Origin of the sequence: Rhodanobacter sp. A1T4 (genome assembly GCF_014207185.1) — a bacterium.
Classification (GTDB): Bacteria; Pseudomonadota; Gammaproteobacteria; order Xanthomonadales; family Rhodanobacteraceae; genus Rhodanobacter.
Map to the genome: position 1 here is coordinate 1 of NZ_JACHCP010000009.1, position 15,342 is coordinate 15,342.

A 15,342-nucleotide genomic window follows, 5' to 3' on the forward strand; every position below is an offset into this window, starting at 1 on the left:
GTTCGGCTGCTGTGCTCAACTATGCAGGCAAACAGTTCACCCATCAGGTGTCGCCAAGTGATTACGCGTTTCTCGTCTGCGCTGACAACCCCTAACCACTCATTCGAGCCGAACGGCTACGCCGCCGCTCAATTCAAGCGTTAGGCCTTTCATTGAGCATCGCAGAATTTCAATTCAAGTCAGCCTCGTCAAGCGAGCTCGTGCTGCCGCTTTCCGAGGCTCTCGAAGCGTTGCAACTTATGGCGCAATCGGGCGTCTCTGTTTTGGGCTGGGATGGTTGGCTCCGCTACCCCGATGGTAAGCTCGGCCATTCACAGCAACACCAAGGCACCGCGTCAGCTCCACAGCTAAGTCAGGCCGAGTTATATGCTTGGTTCCGCAGCACCATGCAAGACTCGCAAGTTGAGCATCACCACAATCCGGAGGTATCTGGCAGTGAGCTTCTTTTTTGCATCACGTACCAGGCCTAACAACTCGTTCAAGGCTTTGCCGCGGCTCAATTCTAGCGTTAGGCACCAAATGACAGATTCGGACGAAACCACCATTTTGTATCGCCCTGTTGGGCCGGAGGAGCTCGAACTTCTGCGAGCTTCCGGCTTCACTCGCTGGCCACCCAGGCTTCCCGGGCAACCTATTTTCTATCCAGTCACTAACGAGCAGTACGCTGCTGAGATTGCGGAGAAATGGAACGTCAAAGACAGTGGGTACGGTGCGGTCACACGTTTCTCGGTCCGCTCATCATTTATGTCCAACTACCCCATTCAAAAGGTCGGCGGGGCTCTTCATACAGAGTGGTGGGTTCCAGCCGGCGAGCTTGAGGCTCTCAATGACAACATTGTTGGCAAGATTGAGGTGCTGCGTGAGTTTGGTGCCTAACATTTCGTTCAAGGCGGACGGCTTCGCCGCCGCTTAACTCCAGCGTTAGACAACTATGGGAGGTGTCATGCGGACATGGATTGCAATCGTTCTCGTTGCATTGCCTTCCGGGCTTTGCATTGCACAAAGTGCTCCCGGCACAACCAATCTCGGGTGCCATGGCACGTACAGCAACTATGCGTCGGCCGACATACGAGAAACCCCTGTAAGCGGCATATATATTCAAGTCTCAAACGATAGTGTCAAAGTTCAGGGGGCGGCAGGTCTTGACGCAACCTACACCGTCATCAATCGGCAAGACAATGGCGTCGGTTTCCAACTGGACTCAAACAAAGCATTTAGCGGCTTTCTCAACCGCTTCAGTGGTCAACTTTCGCTCATGGAGAGAGCCGGCGCGGTCAACGCCGATGGCAGTTTTCAAACTCGCCAAATCCTCAATGCGGTCTGCACCAAAGCTAGCGCCATCTTTTAGCTCCCGGCGAAGTTGTCTAACATCTCGTTCAAGGCGGACGCCTCCGGCACCGCTTAACTCCAGCGTTAGGCGTTTGCTCTGCCAGTGTTTCGTTTCGTGTGTTTCGCCCAGCTTCGCGCTTGCTTGTTGTCTCTCGCCGCAGCAGCACTTAGCGCGGCGTTACGGCAAGTCATGCGCCTGCAGAGCTGGTAGTTTGTAAGGGGCGGTTGCTCGGCGTTCTTCGCTTGTCCTGGCCAACGGCCTCGCCCAACCGAACCTCGCCGCAATCGTCTAACATCTCATTCAAGCGGACGGCTGCGCCGCCGCTTAACTCCAGCGTTAGGCCCCCCAACAGCGCATGTACCGCCACAATCGGCGAAAACCCTTGACCAATTTCACTCCAAACACCATGAAACGAGTTTCCACCCTTGTCGCAAAAACCATTTGCATATTGTTGGCTGGCCTCGCGCTTGAAGGTTGCTTGCAGCTGGGCTTCAACAAAAACGGTCTCTATTGCACTGAAGGTCCGACTGATGTGGCACCTTCTTGCTTTGGACACTCTGCACCAAAATCGCCAGCCAGCGCTTCGCCAGCAACGGCAACCTCACTCAAAAAAGTTGATCCGAGTGAGCCCTAACCACTCGTTCGAGGCGGACGGCTACGCCGCCGCTCAACTCCAGCGTTATGCCTCAAAGGGAGCATCCTCGTGAGTTGGGACATAAGCATTCAACGCTTCAGTCGCGTCTACACTTCGATTCAGCAAATTCCCAACGATGAGCGTTGTGTCCCTCTTGGCTCGCAAGTCGAGGTGCGAGCTGCCATTTCTGAGGTTTTTCACGGCACCGATTGGAGCGATCCGACTTGGGGCAACTACGATTTCCCAGGCGGCTCGATCGAATTCAACATGGGCAAGCCCGAGTCAAACAACGGCTTCATGCTCCACGTCCGCGCATCGGAACAAGTCGTCCCTCTTATCGTTACTCTGTGTATTCAAAACGGCTGGCAAGCTTTGGACTGTGGCAGCGGTGAGTTTCTCGAGCAGTCCAATGAGCCGGCATCTGGTCAAGCTGCTTGGCTCGCTTATCGCAATCAAGTTCTCGGCAAGGCATAACAACTCGTTCAAGGCGGACGGCTTCGCCGCCGCTTAACTCCAGCGTTAGGCCTCATGAAGACACTCTTCCAAAAAGTAGCGTTGCTTGCGACCTTCATCATTTCCACCTCTGCATCTGCCACACAGGCGGAAGTTCGCTTCATAAAGTTTCCAAGCCGCGATGTCGAGCGGTTAGGGCAGATCGATAAATTGACCATAACGGTAGCGTGCAGTCGGATATCGCAGCTTGCGAACATTCCGGAGCTGTATAACATCCGTATGGGTTACGAAATGCCCACCCGAAATGATTTCGAGGCAACACCAAGACTGGGCGCTGCAGCAGTTGACTTGCGGCGATGGAACAACGTCATAGGGATCTTAATTCCGGCCGACGCAGATAGTGCGTCGTGCTTTTCTGTGACAGTTACAGCGGTAGGACGTGGCACAGGGGTTTCTGATGTCACACAGAAATGGACCGGCCATGAGCTTGGCTTCTAAAGTTTGCCTAACAGTTCGTTCAAGGCGGACGGCTACGCCGCCGCTTAACTCCAGCGTTAGGCCTTCAATGCTCATACCTTTCTGGTTCAACGTGACTAAGGGTCTCGGCTTCGGCGTCACGGCTTCCACCGAGGCGGAAGCTGAGCAGCTACTGCGTCAATTTGGTTATCCGCCAAAAGAAGTTCAATTCACCAATGTCGTGCAAAATATTACCTTTGCAGAGCTAGACCAAAAGCATGTCGTTCCAAATTCCGGGCCTATGGTTGTTCGGGGTGTTTGGTATCCTCGGCACAATGTGTAGCGTCCGGCCTAACCACTCGTTCAAGGTGGACAGCTACGCCGCCGCTCAACTCCAGCGTTAGGCCAAAAGAAGTGAAGTCATCTCTCACACGGCAGGAACGTCGGCATGCTCGCTTCGTCGAGGAGAGGCGGTCGCGCGCTGAGCAAAAGCGAAGCGCTATCGCATCTCAAAAGTTAGACCGGGCAAGTAAGCGCAGAGATCGAGTCAATCCAAGCGCTAGCGCCCCATCGTTACGCGAGGCCCTTTATCGTATATTTGGTGGGCCACTGGTTCGCCTCTACTATGTGTTCAAGCGGCTCTAGGGCGCTGGCATGCTTGGGCCTAACAACTCGTTCAAGGCGGACGGGCTACGCCGCCGCTTAACTCCAGCGTTAGGCATCTATGGCACAGACAACTACCATCCCGTTCAGCAAAACGAAAATTCTTCTGTTTTCATTAGCTGCCGCTGGTTTCGTAGCGCTGGGTTGCTTTCTGATACGAAAGCCTGACGGCTCTTTGCTGGAGCGTGGTTTCGGCGTTGTCAGCATAGTCTTCTTTGGCCTAGCTCTCCTCTTTGCTCTACGCAAGCTATTTGACTTCTCTCCGGGCCTCGTCCTAGATACCCGCGGATTGACTGACAACTCGAGCATATTTCCACGTGGCTTTATTCCTTGGTCAGACATATCCGGTCTGAGCGAGCAACAGATCAAAAACCAGCGTCTTCTTTATGTGCTACTCAAGAACCCAGACAAATATATTGCATCACGTGGACCAATAATGCGGGCCGCACTGAAAGCGATGGAAAACCGCATCCCTAGTCCGGTTGCCATTTCGTCAAACACTTTAGCCATTGGATTCGACGACATGGTCCAACTTATCAACAAGTATCTGTTGGCACAGTCGCTAGATGCGCCTAACAACTCATTCAAGGCGGACGCCTCCGGCGCCGCTTAATTCAAGCGTTAGGCCTTCCAGATGACTGACGATGTAGACCGATACATTGCTGGAGTTGACTTTTCTCGGCTCCCGGCACAAGCCGAGCCGGTGTTAGTTGCGCTTGGCCAGTTCAATGAGGGCAAGCCAGTTACGGCAACTTGTCCAACCTGTGGCCACGCAATCTCAGTTGAAGCTAGAGGCAACCCAACCTCTGCATGGCTACACTCATGCCCATGTGGGCTGTGCAGTGGTTCGTTCCGAGGCCTTTAGGGCGTGCCAACTCGTTCAAGGCGGACGGCTTCGCCGCCGCTTAACTCAAGCGTTAGGCGAGCTCGACAAGGGGACTTTGTGAACATTGAGGAGCAACGCGAAAGTATTGAGTCAGGCTATGCATCTATGCGTTTCTTTATTTGGTGCATTGCGCTGGCCTCCATGCTCTTCGCTCAATCTCGTGCGCATTCGTTGGGTAGACTCGGCACGGACTGGATTTTCGTTGGGGCGGGCGCCCTAATCATGCTTGCAACTTTATTGGATATTCGCAGCGGTGCATCTACGCTCGTCCTGTCCAAATTCAAACGTTCAGATGATTCGACAGGTTTCTGGACGTCAGTTGCAATCAGTGGACTATTAGGGGCAGTACTAGTTTTTGGTGCACTCGGTGATTTGTGTGGCCTATGGCAATTTTGACATTTCGCCTAACAAATCGTTCAAGGCAGACGGCTTCGCCGCCGCTTAACTCCAGCGTTAGAGCGCATATGCAACTTCCTGAATATCTTGCGGGATTCATTCAAGGCTTGAGCGCAGCCTCAAACTCGGTTTGGGATCAAGGTGGCCTCCAGCTAGAGATCGTCGCTGCCGACTCGGCAATCACATGGCAGCCGCAAGCTCAGTCGACACAAGAGTTGCTTCTTGAGTTCTTTGCATGTGTCTGCGGTAACCGCTTAGGCGAGAGGACACACGAAACTTTGCCTTGCCTCAAGAGCTTCACGTCAGCACTGGGGCAAGCGTTTCCCGGTGGTTCATGCCATCTGCAGGTTGAGGAGCTTGAGGGCTCCTGGGCTTACAGGCTTCACTGCTTTGTCAAGCTGCCAGCTTGCTCTTCTTTATATTTCCGTCTTGGCTGGAGTGTCGACTGATGCGCTCTAACATCTCGTTCAAGGCGGACGGCTTCGCCGCCGCTTAACTCCAGCGTTAACCAGCAACGAAAATGCAAACGAACACGCCCGTCAGTTTCGATGAACTCCTCGCAGGTCTCGAGTGGGCGAGCGCTGCAGGTTCCTTCGAAAACGAGGCTTACGTCAACAGGATCAGCGGTAAGGTTTTCTGCTCATCGAGTAGCGCCGATGTAGAAGAGGATCTCCCGGAAGATATCGAAGACAACAAGGTCTACCTGGCACTCCCGAGCAAGGGGGATCTTGGTCTCGGGCGGGAGCTCGCCTTGCACTTTGTCGAGGCCCATTTGCCGGAGTCCTACGAACTTACCTATGGGTACTTTCAAAGCCGAGGCGCGTATCAACGATTTAAGGCATTGCTCGATCGAAAGGACCGACTTGAAGATTGGTACGCGTTCGAGCAGACGGCCGTGGAAGAGGCCCTGCGAAGATGGAGTGCGGAGAACGACCTGCAGCTCAAGTCTTAGCCGCGCCAGAACCTTTACGCTCACGGCAATGGCTGCTTTGCGGCATGCATTTGTATCTGGCGACCCGCCGGTGTTGGCCGGATAGCGACCGCTCCCCGTGTCGCTGTCCGAGGCATTTTTGTCGTCGCGAGCATCCGCTTTGGGGCAGTTTTCTAAGAAGTGTCAGGACCATTGTGACCAAAGCATGGATAGCGCCGCTTTTATGATCCGATCTCGCGCCAAAAGGTACGTGGTTGGATGCGACCCGCCCGAAACCACGACAAGTCGTAGATTGTCAGGGACGCCAGCAACCCGCAGAAACGAGAGCGGGGTCTCGCTATCCGCCGTGCCCTGGAATACGACAGCCGGCACACCCCGCGTGTTGGAAAGTGCTTCAGCCAGTGAATAGTCGTGTGGGAGGAGTCTTGAAACAGGTAGCAGTGCCAGCGGCGCCAGATACCACCGAGCGCTTAGCCGAAGGCGAATCGCTGATGAGCGCGCGGGTGCCGCGCTCTCGAGGATAAGCCCCGTCAGCTGTGACCTTGCGGCGACGTAGGCGGCGACCATGGAACCCAACGAGCGGCCGTACACTACGACCCTCTGGCCTGGACATGTAGATTGGGCGGAAGCAACGACCCGAGCGCCTAGTGCCAAGATCTCATTCAGGTGAGACGTTCCGTGGGCACCATTTTGCCGCGGGTAGGCGACGGCCAAAACGGCGATTCCTTTAGCGGCGAATGCAGGGAATATGTCCTCCTCGTACGCCGAAAGAATGCCATGTTGGCCGGGAAAGAACACGACACATCCGACTGTCGGTTTTCCGTAGCGCCGCACCAACATGCTATTGCCGTCATCGCCGCTGATCGTTTGGAGCACTGGCGCGGTTGTATGCGCAGAGGGCGCAATGTGCGGAACACCATTGGCTCAAGCGCGAATCGCAACAAGTATGCCCCTGCGACGAAGTAAATCAGCACAAGTGCTGCAACCGTGAGAAGAAGTGTGCGGATCCTCATGATGTGGTCGACGTTCCTCAATAGCTGTCTGCCGCAGAGATGGCATATGCATCAACGCTTAAGCACAGCTGGCGAAAGCTGGCTGAGCAGAGTGACGATCGGCTGCAGGAAATCTGTTACGCAGTGGCGGACAACATCCGAGCGACCATCTGTGAACATACCTCTTCACTTGCAAGAAGCTGATGGCCCGCATCCGGTATGAAGTGGGTCTCACAACCAGGTATGAGGCCGGAAAACGCGCGGGCTGTTGATATGGGAACATTCGTATCCGCTGTGCCATGCCACATGAATACCGGAACCGTCAGCCTTTTGAGGTCGAGGTGCCAAGGGCGGCTCACAAGTAAAAGGTCGCGATACGCGCCGTCGCCGCCTTGGCGAAAAATTTCTCTCGCTTGCATCCTTGCGTGTTCAGGATCTTGCGCTTCAAAAACACGCCTGTCCCATTCTGGCAATCGTAACCTTGCAAGCCGTTTCGACTTCAAACGTTCCAATTTCTCTGAGTCCTTTGAACCGAGCTCCGGCCGTTGCTTCTTAATGGATTTGGCATTGATTGCGAACAGCACTCTCAAAATCAACGGCGCGTAGTTCGCCAGAAAAAAAGCAACTCTGTTTCCTGAATTCATCTCCTTCGATGAAGGCATTATCTCGGGCGGTCCCCCACTGCAAAGCAGCGTTGCAGACAATACTCGTTCTGGGGCATGAATCGCGCAAGCAATGGCATAGGGACCACCACCCGACCCACCTGCAACGTGGTACCACGCAAGGCCGAGATGGTCAGCCAGTTCCTCTACATCCGTGGCCCAATCCATGATTGTTCGTCTGGGGGCTGGATCGGAAATCCCATAGCCAGGTCGCTCGGGAACAATCACGCGTGCGTCGTTTTCCTTGATCCATGACGCGGTCTCCAACCGCGTCATGAAGCGGCAGCCGGGTGTGCCATGAAACAGCAGCAATGGAATGCCATCAGGTTTGCCATATTCGGCGAAGCCGAGCTTTCTCCCGTCCTTGAGCCTTATGACATTGTCTTGCATTGGCATTCCTTTGATTGATTGCTCACTGAATTAATGAACGATGGATTCAACGCGCTTTCGTGGGCTTTTCTGGGAGCGTGACGATAGATACCGTTCGCCGTATCCGATGCTGCGCAGGCTTGTGCTCAGCAAACTTTTTGACGAGTGCCGCCAACCCTTTCATGAAGCTGGCGAATTCCTCGGGTGTCGCAAGGATAGGAATCTGCAAATAGTGAACGTCATCGCCCACCACATCGATATCACCGGTCCGGGTATAGCGGCCAAAGTCCTCTAGCAACGAGGCGACAAAGATCGAGAAGTACTTCTGGTGAGTTTCTGGATCGATGGCTTTAATTTCTTCTTTGGTCAATCTGACGGTGCCGGGATCGATTCGATAGCTACGTTCCAAGGCACCACGCACGGGGGTTTCCGAAGCGACCGTCAAGACGCCCGCCTCGGTCAATCGGTTCAAATGCCTGTAAAGCGTGGCTTGCGGGATGTCGTGAAGATCTTTTGCCAAGTCCCGAACGGTAAGGTTCGCTCTTCCTGCAAAAGCCCGCACGATCCTCAGGCGGATCGGGTGGACCAACACATCCAGAACGGTTTTTTTGGCCAAAGGAAAATAATCGTTATCAATTGTGATAACGGTAGTCCGATCATATTGCCGATGTCAAACGGGTCATGCCCACAAGACTTTGGACATTGCAGGGATTAGCCGCATACCGTCGACTGGTGCGATCTGACAGGTACCGCAATGGCAGTTTTGCGGCCCGCATTTGAAGCACCTGACCGGCCGTTGTTGGCCGATTCTGTTGAAAAACTCCGACTTAACAAATAGACGTCCAAATTTTGAATCGCGACGGCAACGACAATTCGATTCTGTACAAATTTACACATTCAGGTCGACAGAAAGCGATTGTCGCGGCCGGATTTTCTCGCTGTTAAACGATCTCAAGTTTTCGAAGCGAGTTTTTCACACTATCGGCCGATCTGGGATCGGTCGCGCAGATCTTCGCGGTGGTCTCTTGTCAGATCTTCGCCGACCGGAAGGAATCACTGGAGCATGCCGTTCAATCGCCCGCGGGGTGGCAGGTTTGGTAGCATTTTGGCTGGTGGGTTTGACAGCATTTCCGGTGGCCGACTTGAGTGTGGAATCGACGGCGGCTTTGATCGAAATACGCAATCAGCTGACAGAAGAACCAAGTAGCGATCCCGGATCGCTCGTTGCCGTAAATCTAAGTACGTAGGATGGTGATGCCCAATGCAGCCAGCGGCGCCGTCAATGCTTCAGGCGTTTCGCGTTCAACCACAATGGTGCTGGCCGCAGTGACTTCTGCTATGACGTAGGCGGAGGCAGAGTTGATCTTCTCTGCCGAGGCAAGCACCACAACCTCGGCGGCACGCGCAGCCAGTGCACGCTTGATGTACGCCTCTTCCAGATCGCCCGTACTCAGTCCTGCCGTGGGATGCACGCCGGTGACGCCCATGAAGTACACGTCAGCACGAATATGTCCGATAGCCTCGATTGCCACGGCTCCTACCGTAACGACCGAATGCTTGAACAGGCGACCGCCGATCAGCACCACCTCGATGTGGGGATGACCAACCAGCTCAACGGCGATGCTGGGGCTGTGCGTGACAACCGTTGCCTGAAGCGTTGAAGGCAACTGCTTTGCCAACTGAACCGACGTGGTGCCGCCATCGAGGATGACGACCTGTCCGGGCAAGATCAGTTCTGCCGCTTTGCGCGCGATGGCCGACTTAGCCACCGTACTGATCTGCTGCCGCTGTACAAAATCGGCGGCAGCTGGAGATGAAGGCAATGCCCCACCATGCACGCGCTGCAGCAATCCATCGCTGGCCAACTCGCGCAAGTCTCGACGAATGGTGTCTTCGGACACGCCGAAGGATTCGCTAAGTGCCTTGGCAATAACCTGACCGTCACGTTTGAGCGCGGCAAGAATGGCTTTTTTGCGATGAGTCGTCAGCATGACATTTGCACGAAAATAATTGACATTGCATGATAATGCACGATAAGGTTTTTCGCGTGTCCTGTCCAGACAAGAGTCGTGCAATGACTGAAACCGCCGATCGGGTACGCGTCATCGAGAGCCATGTGCTGTCCGACGATTGGTATCTATTGAAGAAGACGGTATTCGATTTCCGCCGCGCTGATGGCCGCTGGCAGCGCCAGCAACGCGAGACCTATGACCGTGGCAACGGTGCCACGTTATTGCTCTATCAACTGACCTCGCGGCAGATTGTCCTGATCCGTCAGTTTCGTTTCCCTACCTACGTCAATGGCCACACCGGCATGATGATCGAAGCACCCGCTGGCCTGCTCGATCAAGCCACGCCAGAGCGGCGAATCCGCGCCGAGGTGGAAGAAGAAACAGGCTATCGCGTCGGTGAGGTGCGCAAAGTCTTCGAAGCGTTCATGAGCCCCGGATCAGTCACCGAAAAATTGTTTTTCTTTGTCGCTGAGTACGATGCGACATCGAAGGTTGGCACAGGCGGGGGCATTGAAGCCGAGGGCGAAGACATCGAAGTACTGGAGCTTCCATTCGATGAAGCGCTGGCGATGGTTCGTCACGGCGAGATCGTCGACGGCAAAACCATCATGCTGCTTCAATACGCGGCGCTGCATATTTTTGATGCGCCAGAGCACGTCCCTTGACGCCATGACAGCACCAGCAGCGAGCTAAAGTAACAGCTCAGCACCACCACAAACACTACAGTGCGTCGACGCAACTCATGCGCGTCGCTGAATTTCTCTCGCCCTACTCTCACCATTGGTATCGTTTGATTGCACCGCGCCGACGTGATGTCGAGCGTAGTCAGTTCCAATGCAAGGCGATGAGTTTGCCGGTGTGCCTGGGCCGTGCTTGCAGCATTAGATCGCACCTGCACCAAACCAACTTGCACCAGTGCACGAAGATGGTAATAGAGGCCATCTTCGCGGCGACCGAGTTGTGATGCGAGTTCCGCAACCATCGCTGCAACACCCAAGGCCTGAATCGCAGTAGCAAGTTCAGCACGAATTGGCGTGGTCAGCGCAGCGATCTTTTGCATCCTCAATGAGACTGTTCACGAGTTTTCTCTATGCCATCAGTTGGCTTGTCCATTTTGAAATTCAATGAAATTATTCAATTAAGCATTTTTTCGCACAAGCACCTGAATCGTCAAAACGGAGATGAACATGACGCACAGACTGCCCTTAAAGGCATTACTTGGCACAGTTGCTTTATTTCTTGCAGTGATGGCTCACGCCGACGATGCAAATACCGTATTTGAGCGCTTCAAGGCAGCAAGCGGTGGTGCAATATGGGATGGCGTACATTCACTGCAGAGCGTCGGCACAGTGAAAGCAGGCGGGCTTAACGGCGAATTCCATATGACTCAGGATCTTCTGACAGGCCGCTCCAGCGAAAGCTACAAGGCCGGCCCGATTGATGGTGCGCAAGGCTATGACGGGAAGCGATCGTGGGAACGCGAGCCCGGCAGCGAAGTCGCCGTGCATGATGCTCCTGAAGCGATCAGGCGCGCGCGAAGCTCAGCGTGGGTCGATGCGCATGGTTATTGGTATCCGCAACGTATTGCCGCAGTCTATGGAAAAGTGGAAATACGCGAGCTTGAGGGCAAGAGTTATAGCGTTATCGAAGCAACGCCTGATAAGGGGGATCCAATCACGTTATGGATCGCGGCTGACACCGGTCTCCTTGCACGCATCGTCCAACGTCAAGGTCAGGACATCTCAACGACGGTGCTTGACGATTATCGCGATGTCGATGGCGTGCGTTTGCCGTTTCGCTATCTTACCGACCTGACCGACGCCGCTGGTCGCACGGATCCGCGCAACCACGAAGAAATCCAAATCAACCACATCAATGCCAATATCGCGGTATCCAATAGCGACTTTGCCGTCCCTGCAATGGTCTCTACTGCGCATATCGGTGACGCCAGTGGCATCACCAGCATTTCGTTTGATCTGGTCAACAACCATATTTATGTCAACGGCGCAGTGGATGGCAAGCCAGCACGTTTCATGGTCGATACCGGCGGTCAAAACTTGCTCACGCCATCGGCGGCGAAGAAATTCGGATTGAACAGCGAAGGCAAAATGGCCGCAGGTGGAGTGGGAGAGAAAAACATCGATCTGGCGTTTGCTCGCGCGAAGCAAGTAAGCGTCGGTACGGCAACCCTCGCAAATCCGGTGTTCTTGGTAGTTGATCTAGGTGAACTGCCGAAGGTCGAAGGCGTTACGTTAGATGGTCTTGTTGGCTACGAGATGTTCCAGCGATTCGGCGTAAAAATAGATTACGCAAAAAGGCAGCTGACGCTTTCTGACCCGAAGAAGTTTTTACCGCCGCCGGGCTCTACTGCGCTGGCATTCGACTTCGATGGTCATATGCCGATCGTGTCCGGTGTATTGGACAACATACCGGTGCGACTCAGTGTCGACACGGGTTCGCGCGACTCACTAACCATGAGCGCACCGTTTGTACATGCGCACGGTCTGATCGAAAAATACCAGGCTGCGCCAGAAAGCGTAACTGGTTGGGGGGTCGGCGGAGCATCACGCGGACACCCGGCTCGGCTGGGCGAGCTGCGGCTCGGCAACCAGAGCATCAACAATATTGCGGGCGACTTGTTCACCGGCACCAAGGGTGGCTTCACGAATCCCGACCAGGCGGGCAATCTCGGTGGTGGCGTGTTATGGCATTTTGTCGTTGCATTCGATTATGCAAACAAGAAAATGTACCTCGCACCAAACGCCGACTTTGGCAAACCCGACGCTTTCGATCGTAGCGGCCTGTGGCTGCTCACGGACAATGACACGCTGAAAGTCGCCGATGTTGCCAAAGATAGCGCGGCTGAGCGTGCAGGTTTGCATGTCGATGACCGCATTCAATCAATCGATGGTGCGCCAATTTCCACAAAGTCACTCGCGGACTGGCGCCGTCAATTACGCGAACTGCCAGTTGGCACGAGAATGACTGTTGAATTTGAGCGCGGCAATAAAAGCAGTGACACAACACTGATCTTGGCCGATCGGATTCCAGCCACGATGAAATAATCCGCACAACGTCAAAACCAAACCGGCCGCCTTCTTCACATCGGATCGCGCCGCCTCAATCAACGGCACGGAATTCGTGATCGATAGCGGAACGGTACCGACGGACTGATACGGAATTTTGGGGCGCCGTCACGGGTTAACATAAGGCAAGTCTCAAACAGGTCCGACGGGCTGGTGTTTGAACCACGCTCCGACTCCAAGGATCTGCTGCCATGTCATCCTCTCCACCTGCTGAACCCGGCATTCGCGCCGTCGCGCCACACGGTGTCGGCATTGCCGAAATCTCGCTGGCGCTGGGAGGGTTGGCGATCGGTACGGCCGAATTCGCCGCCATGGGTGTGCTTCCCGAGATTTCCAGGGATCTTGGCGTTTCCGTGCCACAGGCAGGTCATCTGATCAGTGCCTATGCGCTGGGCGTGGTGGTCGGTGCGCCGGCGATCACGATCCTGATGGCGCGTACACCGCGCAAGGCGTTGCTCGTTGGCTTGATGCTGTTGTATGCCGTGGGCAATTTTGCGACAACGATTTTCCACAGCTACGGCGCGGTTCTCGTCTCGCGCTTCGTTGCCGGCCTTCCGCACGGTGCGTATTTCGGCGTGGCGTCGCTGGTGGCCGCTGCGATGGTGCCGCCATCCAAACGGGGCGAAGCCATCGGCAAGGTCATCATGGGGTTGAGCGTGGCCAATGTGCTTGGCGTGCCGGCGGCGACCTGGCTTGGCGAGACGTTTGGTTGGCGCTCGACATTCATGGCCGTGGCGGTTATCGCGTTTCTTACGGCCGCAATGATTTATGTTTTCGTGCCGAGCGTGACAGCAGATAAAAACGCCAGCCCGCTGACCGAGCTGGGTGCGTTGAAGCGGCCGCAGGTCTGGCTGACACTGCTCGCGGCGGCTATCGGCTTCGGCGGCATATTTGCGGTCTACAGTTACATCACACCCCTGCTAACCGAGGTAACCCATCTGCCGCTGACGCGTGTACCGCTGATGTTGAGCTTGATCGGGATTGGCATGGTGGTGGGAAGCATCGTCTGCGGAAAACTCGCTGACCGCTGGCTCAAGGGCACGATGATCGGTATGTACGCCTTTACCGCGCTCATACTGACCATCCTGGTCTTCGTGGCGCACTCGGCTTCGACCATGATTGCCGTACTGTTTCTGATCGGTGTCTGCACGATGGTGACAGTGAGTTTTCAAGCACGCCTGATGGATGTCGCGGGCCATGCCCAATCGCTGGCTGCTGCACTGAACCACAGCGCGTTCAATATCGCCAACGCCCTCGGCGCATGGCTGGGTGGCATAGCCATTGCCGCCGGCTATGGATGGACGTCGACCGGCTGGGTGGGTCTGGGCCTGTCGCTCATTGGTATCGGCGTGCTGATCTGGTCGTTCGCGCTCGACCGGAGAAAAATCTCCGCTTGAACCTCAATGCGCCCACGCCAGTTTCATCCTAGGGTCCGCGCAGACCCACACGTATCACCCTGGAAAAATCATCCGTGGGCAGACTGGCTCTGGCCCGATCGGTAACGCGCCCACGCCTGCGCAGCTCGTCAATCGATACGCTTTTATCGAGTGCGCCGATTTCATACAGGTACTCCGGCAGGTAGCCGGTAAGCAGCAGGCGGACGTCGTACGGCAAGCCTGGGTCTATTCGTCGGGCCATGCCATAGACGATGGTGGTGCAGTTGGAAGTGATGGTGTTGTAGAACGCGGGTGTGGTCACCAGTTGGTTCGCCGCTTTCACGTAGGATAGAAACAGCTCACGCATCGCCGTCTTGTCCATCCGCAGCGGATAAAGATAGTCATCCTCGCCACGAACATTTGTGCGCACACGAATGATATCGCGCTCGTCAGCCGCCGTAAGTACCATTTCGAACTGCTTGAAGAACCCGCCGATAGCCGAGTATTGCTGGCCGCGCTTCTTGCGAATCTCGACCGAAAAAACCACGTGGCGACCATCGCTGAAGCCGAACGAGATCATCGCGTGGGCAATGGCCTCGCTGCCCCAGTACGACAACACGGCATCGGCCGAGACAAGCTGATCGAGATCGTAGGTGCGGGTATACCAGCGAATATCGTGGTCGTCTTCGGTTCGCCAGGTGAAGTCGCGCACATTGGTCAGCGTGACGTGGCTGCCATCGACCGTGCCGCTCATCAGATGGGCCACGTCGTCTGCCCACACGCGATTATTGGAGGGTGCAATGGTCGACCACCACGCCATCAGCGCGCCAAAGACCAACACGTAGAAAGCCAGCGGCAACCAGCTGCGACGACTGATCGCGAAAGCGGCCAGCGAAATCACCACGATCGCCCAGACCAGGCTGCCGATGGTCCGCACCACGGCGCCGCCAGGTAATTGAAACCACAGCGCCATCGCCCCCCATACGCCGGAAACGAACGTGACCAAGCCGACAAAGACACTGAGCACGGTGCGGCCAATCATCCAGCGTCTCTTGGTCATTTCGCCACAACTCCCATCAATAGTTGCAAGCGTGCC

General features: G+C 55.2%; 18 protein-coding genes. 11 read left to right on the top strand and 7 right to left on the bottom strand.

The window, feature by feature from the left end; translation table 11 throughout:
• Nucleotides 1–152: 152 nt before the first annotated feature.
• The 3 genes from HDE80_RS17245 (at nucleotide 153) to HDE80_RS17255 (ending at nucleotide 1,348) form a co-directional block, all read left to right on the top strand.
• Nucleotides 153–470: a hypothetical protein gene (locus HDE80_RS17245; protein WP_184672978.1), complete on the top strand. Its 318-nt coding sequence runs from the start codon at nucleotides 153–155 to the stop codon at nucleotides 468–470.
• Between the two features lie 49 nt (nucleotides 471–519).
• A complete protein-coding gene (locus HDE80_RS17250) occupies nucleotides 520–876 on the top strand; it encodes a hypothetical protein (RefSeq protein WP_158752837.1) in 357 nt (118 codons plus the stop codon).
• 67 nt (nucleotides 877–943) lie between these two features.
• The gene (locus HDE80_RS17255; RefSeq protein WP_184672980.1) at nucleotides 944–1,348 is read left to right on the top strand and encodes a hypothetical protein; all 405 of its coding nucleotides are present in this window, start codon (nucleotides 944–946) and stop codon (nucleotides 1,346–1,348) included.
• A 169-nt stretch (nucleotides 1,349–1,517) separates the two neighbouring features.
• Here HDE80_RS17255 and HDE80_RS17260 read toward each other — a convergent pair whose 3' ends face one another.
• Nucleotides 1,518–1,886, bottom strand: coding sequence for a hypothetical protein (locus HDE80_RS17260; protein WP_184672982.1), 369 nt, complete (start codon nucleotides 1,884–1,886; stop codon nucleotides 1,518–1,520).
• 147 nt (nucleotides 1,887–2,033) lie between these two features.
• On the opposite strand from HDE80_RS17260, the gene HDE80_RS17265 reads away from it, so the two are divergent.
• The 5 genes from HDE80_RS17265 to HDE80_RS17285 all read left to right on the top strand — a co-directional run bounded on the left by HDE80_RS17265 (nucleotide 2,034) and on the right by HDE80_RS17285 (nucleotide 5,770).
• On the top strand, nucleotides 2,034–2,438 hold the full coding sequence (locus HDE80_RS17265) for a hypothetical protein (protein ID WP_184672984.1): 405 nt from the start codon (nucleotides 2,034–2,036) through the stop codon (nucleotides 2,436–2,438).
• Nucleotides 2,439–2,492: 54 nt separating this feature from the next.
• Nucleotides 2,493–2,915, top strand: coding sequence for a hypothetical protein (locus tag HDE80_RS17270; protein ID WP_184672986.1), 423 nt, complete (start codon nucleotides 2,493–2,495; stop codon nucleotides 2,913–2,915).
• 682 nt (nucleotides 2,916–3,597) lie between these two features.
• Entirely contained in the window at nucleotides 3,598–4,149 is a 552-nt protein-coding gene (locus HDE80_RS17275; protein ID WP_184672988.1) for an STM3941 family protein, read from the top strand.
• A gap of 330 nt (nucleotides 4,150–4,479) precedes the next feature.
• Nucleotides 4,480–4,818 (top strand): hypothetical protein, encoded by a 339-nt coding sequence (locus HDE80_RS17280; protein ID WP_184672990.1) that lies wholly within the window; start codon nucleotides 4,480–4,482, stop codon nucleotides 4,816–4,818.
• Between the two features lie 520 nt (nucleotides 4,819–5,338).
• Nucleotides 5,339–5,770, top strand: coding sequence for a UPF0158 family protein (locus tag HDE80_RS17285; protein ID WP_184672992.1), 432 nt, complete (start codon nucleotides 5,339–5,341; stop codon nucleotides 5,768–5,770).
• Nucleotides 5,771–5,932: 162 nt separating this feature from the next.
• Here the strand turns inward: HDE80_RS17285 and HDE80_RS17290 are convergent, their stop codons facing one another.
• The 4 genes from HDE80_RS17290 to HDE80_RS17305 form a co-directional block, all read right to left on the bottom strand.
• Nucleotides 5,933–6,589 carry an alpha/beta fold hydrolase gene (locus tag HDE80_RS17290; RefSeq protein ID WP_255483904.1) on the bottom strand — a complete coding sequence of 219 codons (657 nt, stop codon included), beginning with the start codon at nucleotides 6,587–6,589 and terminating at the stop codon, nucleotides 5,933–5,935.
• A 289-nt stretch (nucleotides 6,590–6,878) separates the two neighbouring features.
• Nucleotides 6,879–7,793 carry an alpha/beta hydrolase gene (locus HDE80_RS17295; protein ID WP_184672994.1) on the bottom strand — a complete coding sequence of 305 codons (915 nt, stop codon included), beginning with the start codon at nucleotides 7,791–7,793 and terminating at the stop codon, nucleotides 6,879–6,881.
• Between the two features lie 46 nt (nucleotides 7,794–7,839).
• The gene (locus tag HDE80_RS17300; RefSeq protein WP_184672996.1) at nucleotides 7,840–8,388 is read right to left on the bottom strand and encodes a helix-turn-helix domain-containing protein; all 549 of its coding nucleotides are present in this window, start codon (nucleotides 8,386–8,388) and stop codon (nucleotides 7,840–7,842) included.
• A 619-nt stretch (nucleotides 8,389–9,007) separates the two neighbouring features.
• Nucleotides 9,008–9,763: a DeoR/GlpR family DNA-binding transcription regulator gene (locus HDE80_RS17305; protein ID WP_184672998.1), complete on the bottom strand. Its 756-nt coding sequence runs from the start codon at nucleotides 9,761–9,763 to the stop codon at nucleotides 9,008–9,010.
• A gap of 83 nt (nucleotides 9,764–9,846) precedes the next feature.
• On the opposite strand from HDE80_RS17305, the gene HDE80_RS17310 reads away from it, so the two are divergent.
• Entirely contained in the window at nucleotides 9,847–10,449 is a 603-nt protein-coding gene (locus tag HDE80_RS17310; RefSeq protein ID WP_184673000.1) for an NUDIX domain-containing protein, read from the top strand.
• On the opposite strand, the gene HDE80_RS17315 is transcribed toward HDE80_RS17310, so the two are convergent.
• Nucleotides 10,401–10,844 (bottom strand): helix-turn-helix domain-containing protein, encoded by a 444-nt coding sequence (locus tag HDE80_RS17315; protein ID WP_184673002.1) that lies wholly within the window; start codon nucleotides 10,842–10,844, stop codon nucleotides 10,401–10,403. The two genes, HDE80_RS17310 and HDE80_RS17315, sit on opposite strands and share 49 nt — an antisense overlap.
• A 127-nt stretch (nucleotides 10,845–10,971) precedes the next feature.
• Between HDE80_RS17315 and HDE80_RS17320 the strand changes: the two genes are divergently transcribed.
• Together HDE80_RS17320 and HDE80_RS17325 are read left to right on the top strand one after the other, a co-directional pair.
• Complete coding sequence (locus tag HDE80_RS17320) at nucleotides 10,972–12,849, top strand: aspartyl protease family protein (protein WP_184673004.1); 1,878 nt, start codon at nucleotides 10,972–10,974, stop codon at nucleotides 12,847–12,849.
• 212 nt (nucleotides 12,850–13,061) lie between these two features.
• Complete coding sequence (locus HDE80_RS17325; RefSeq protein WP_184673006.1) at nucleotides 13,062–14,267, top strand: MFS transporter; 1,206 nt, start codon at nucleotides 13,062–13,064, stop codon at nucleotides 14,265–14,267.
• A gap of 28 nt (nucleotides 14,268–14,295) precedes the next feature.
• On the opposite strand, the gene HDE80_RS17330 is transcribed toward HDE80_RS17325, so the two are convergent.
• Nucleotides 14,296–15,306, bottom strand: coding sequence for a DUF4105 domain-containing protein (locus HDE80_RS17330; RefSeq protein WP_255483906.1), 1,011 nt, complete (start codon nucleotides 15,304–15,306; stop codon nucleotides 14,296–14,298).
• Between the last annotated feature and the right edge of the window lie 36 nt (nucleotides 15,307–15,342).

What these genes read in the sequence shown, in the direction of transcription:
- HDE80_RS17250 (WP_158752837.1), top strand. Translation starts at nt 520, where the DNA reads ATGACAGATTCGGACGAAACCACCATTTTGTATCGCCCTGTTGGGCCG.
- HDE80_RS17275 (WP_184672988.1), top strand. Translation starts at nt 3,598, where the DNA reads ATGGCACAGACAACTACCATCCCGTTCAGCAAAACGAAAATTCTTCTG.
- HDE80_RS17325 (WP_184673006.1), top strand. Translation starts at nt 13,062, where the DNA reads ATGTCATCCTCTCCACCTGCTGAACCCGGCATTCGCGCCGTCGCGCCA.
- HDE80_RS17285 (WP_184672992.1), top strand. Translation starts at nt 5,339, where the DNA reads ATGCAAACGAACACGCCCGTCAGTTTCGATGAACTCCTCGCAGGTCTC.
- HDE80_RS17255 (WP_184672980.1), top strand. Translation starts at nt 944, where the DNA reads ATGCGGACATGGATTGCAATCGTTCTCGTTGCATTGCCTTCCGGGCTT.
- HDE80_RS17290 (WP_255483904.1), bottom strand. Translation starts at nt 6,589, where the DNA reads ATGTTGGTGCGGCGCTACGGAAAACCGACAGTCGGATGTGTCGTGTTC.
- HDE80_RS17310 (WP_184673000.1), top strand. Translation starts at nt 9,847, where the DNA reads ATGACTGAAACCGCCGATCGGGTACGCGTCATCGAGAGCCATGTGCTG.
- HDE80_RS17270 (WP_184672986.1), top strand. Translation starts at nt 2,493, where the DNA reads ATGAAGACACTCTTCCAAAAAGTAGCGTTGCTTGCGACCTTCATCATT.
- HDE80_RS17315 (WP_184673002.1), bottom strand. Translation starts at nt 10,844, where the DNA reads ATGCAAAAGATCGCTGCGCTGACCACGCCAATTCGTGCTGAACTTGCT.
- HDE80_RS17330 (WP_255483906.1), bottom strand. Translation starts at nt 15,306, where the DNA reads ATGACCAAGAGACGCTGGATGATTGGCCGCACCGTGCTCAGTGTCTTT.
- HDE80_RS17295 (WP_184672994.1), bottom strand. Translation starts at nt 7,793, where the DNA reads ATGCAAGACAATGTCATAAGGCTCAAGGACGGGAGAAAGCTCGGCTTC.
- HDE80_RS17320 (WP_184673004.1), top strand. Translation starts at nt 10,972, where the DNA reads ATGACGCACAGACTGCCCTTAAAGGCATTACTTGGCACAGTTGCTTTA.
- HDE80_RS17305 (WP_184672998.1), bottom strand. Translation starts at nt 9,763, where the DNA reads ATGCTGACGACTCATCGCAAAAAAGCCATTCTTGCCGCGCTCAAACGT.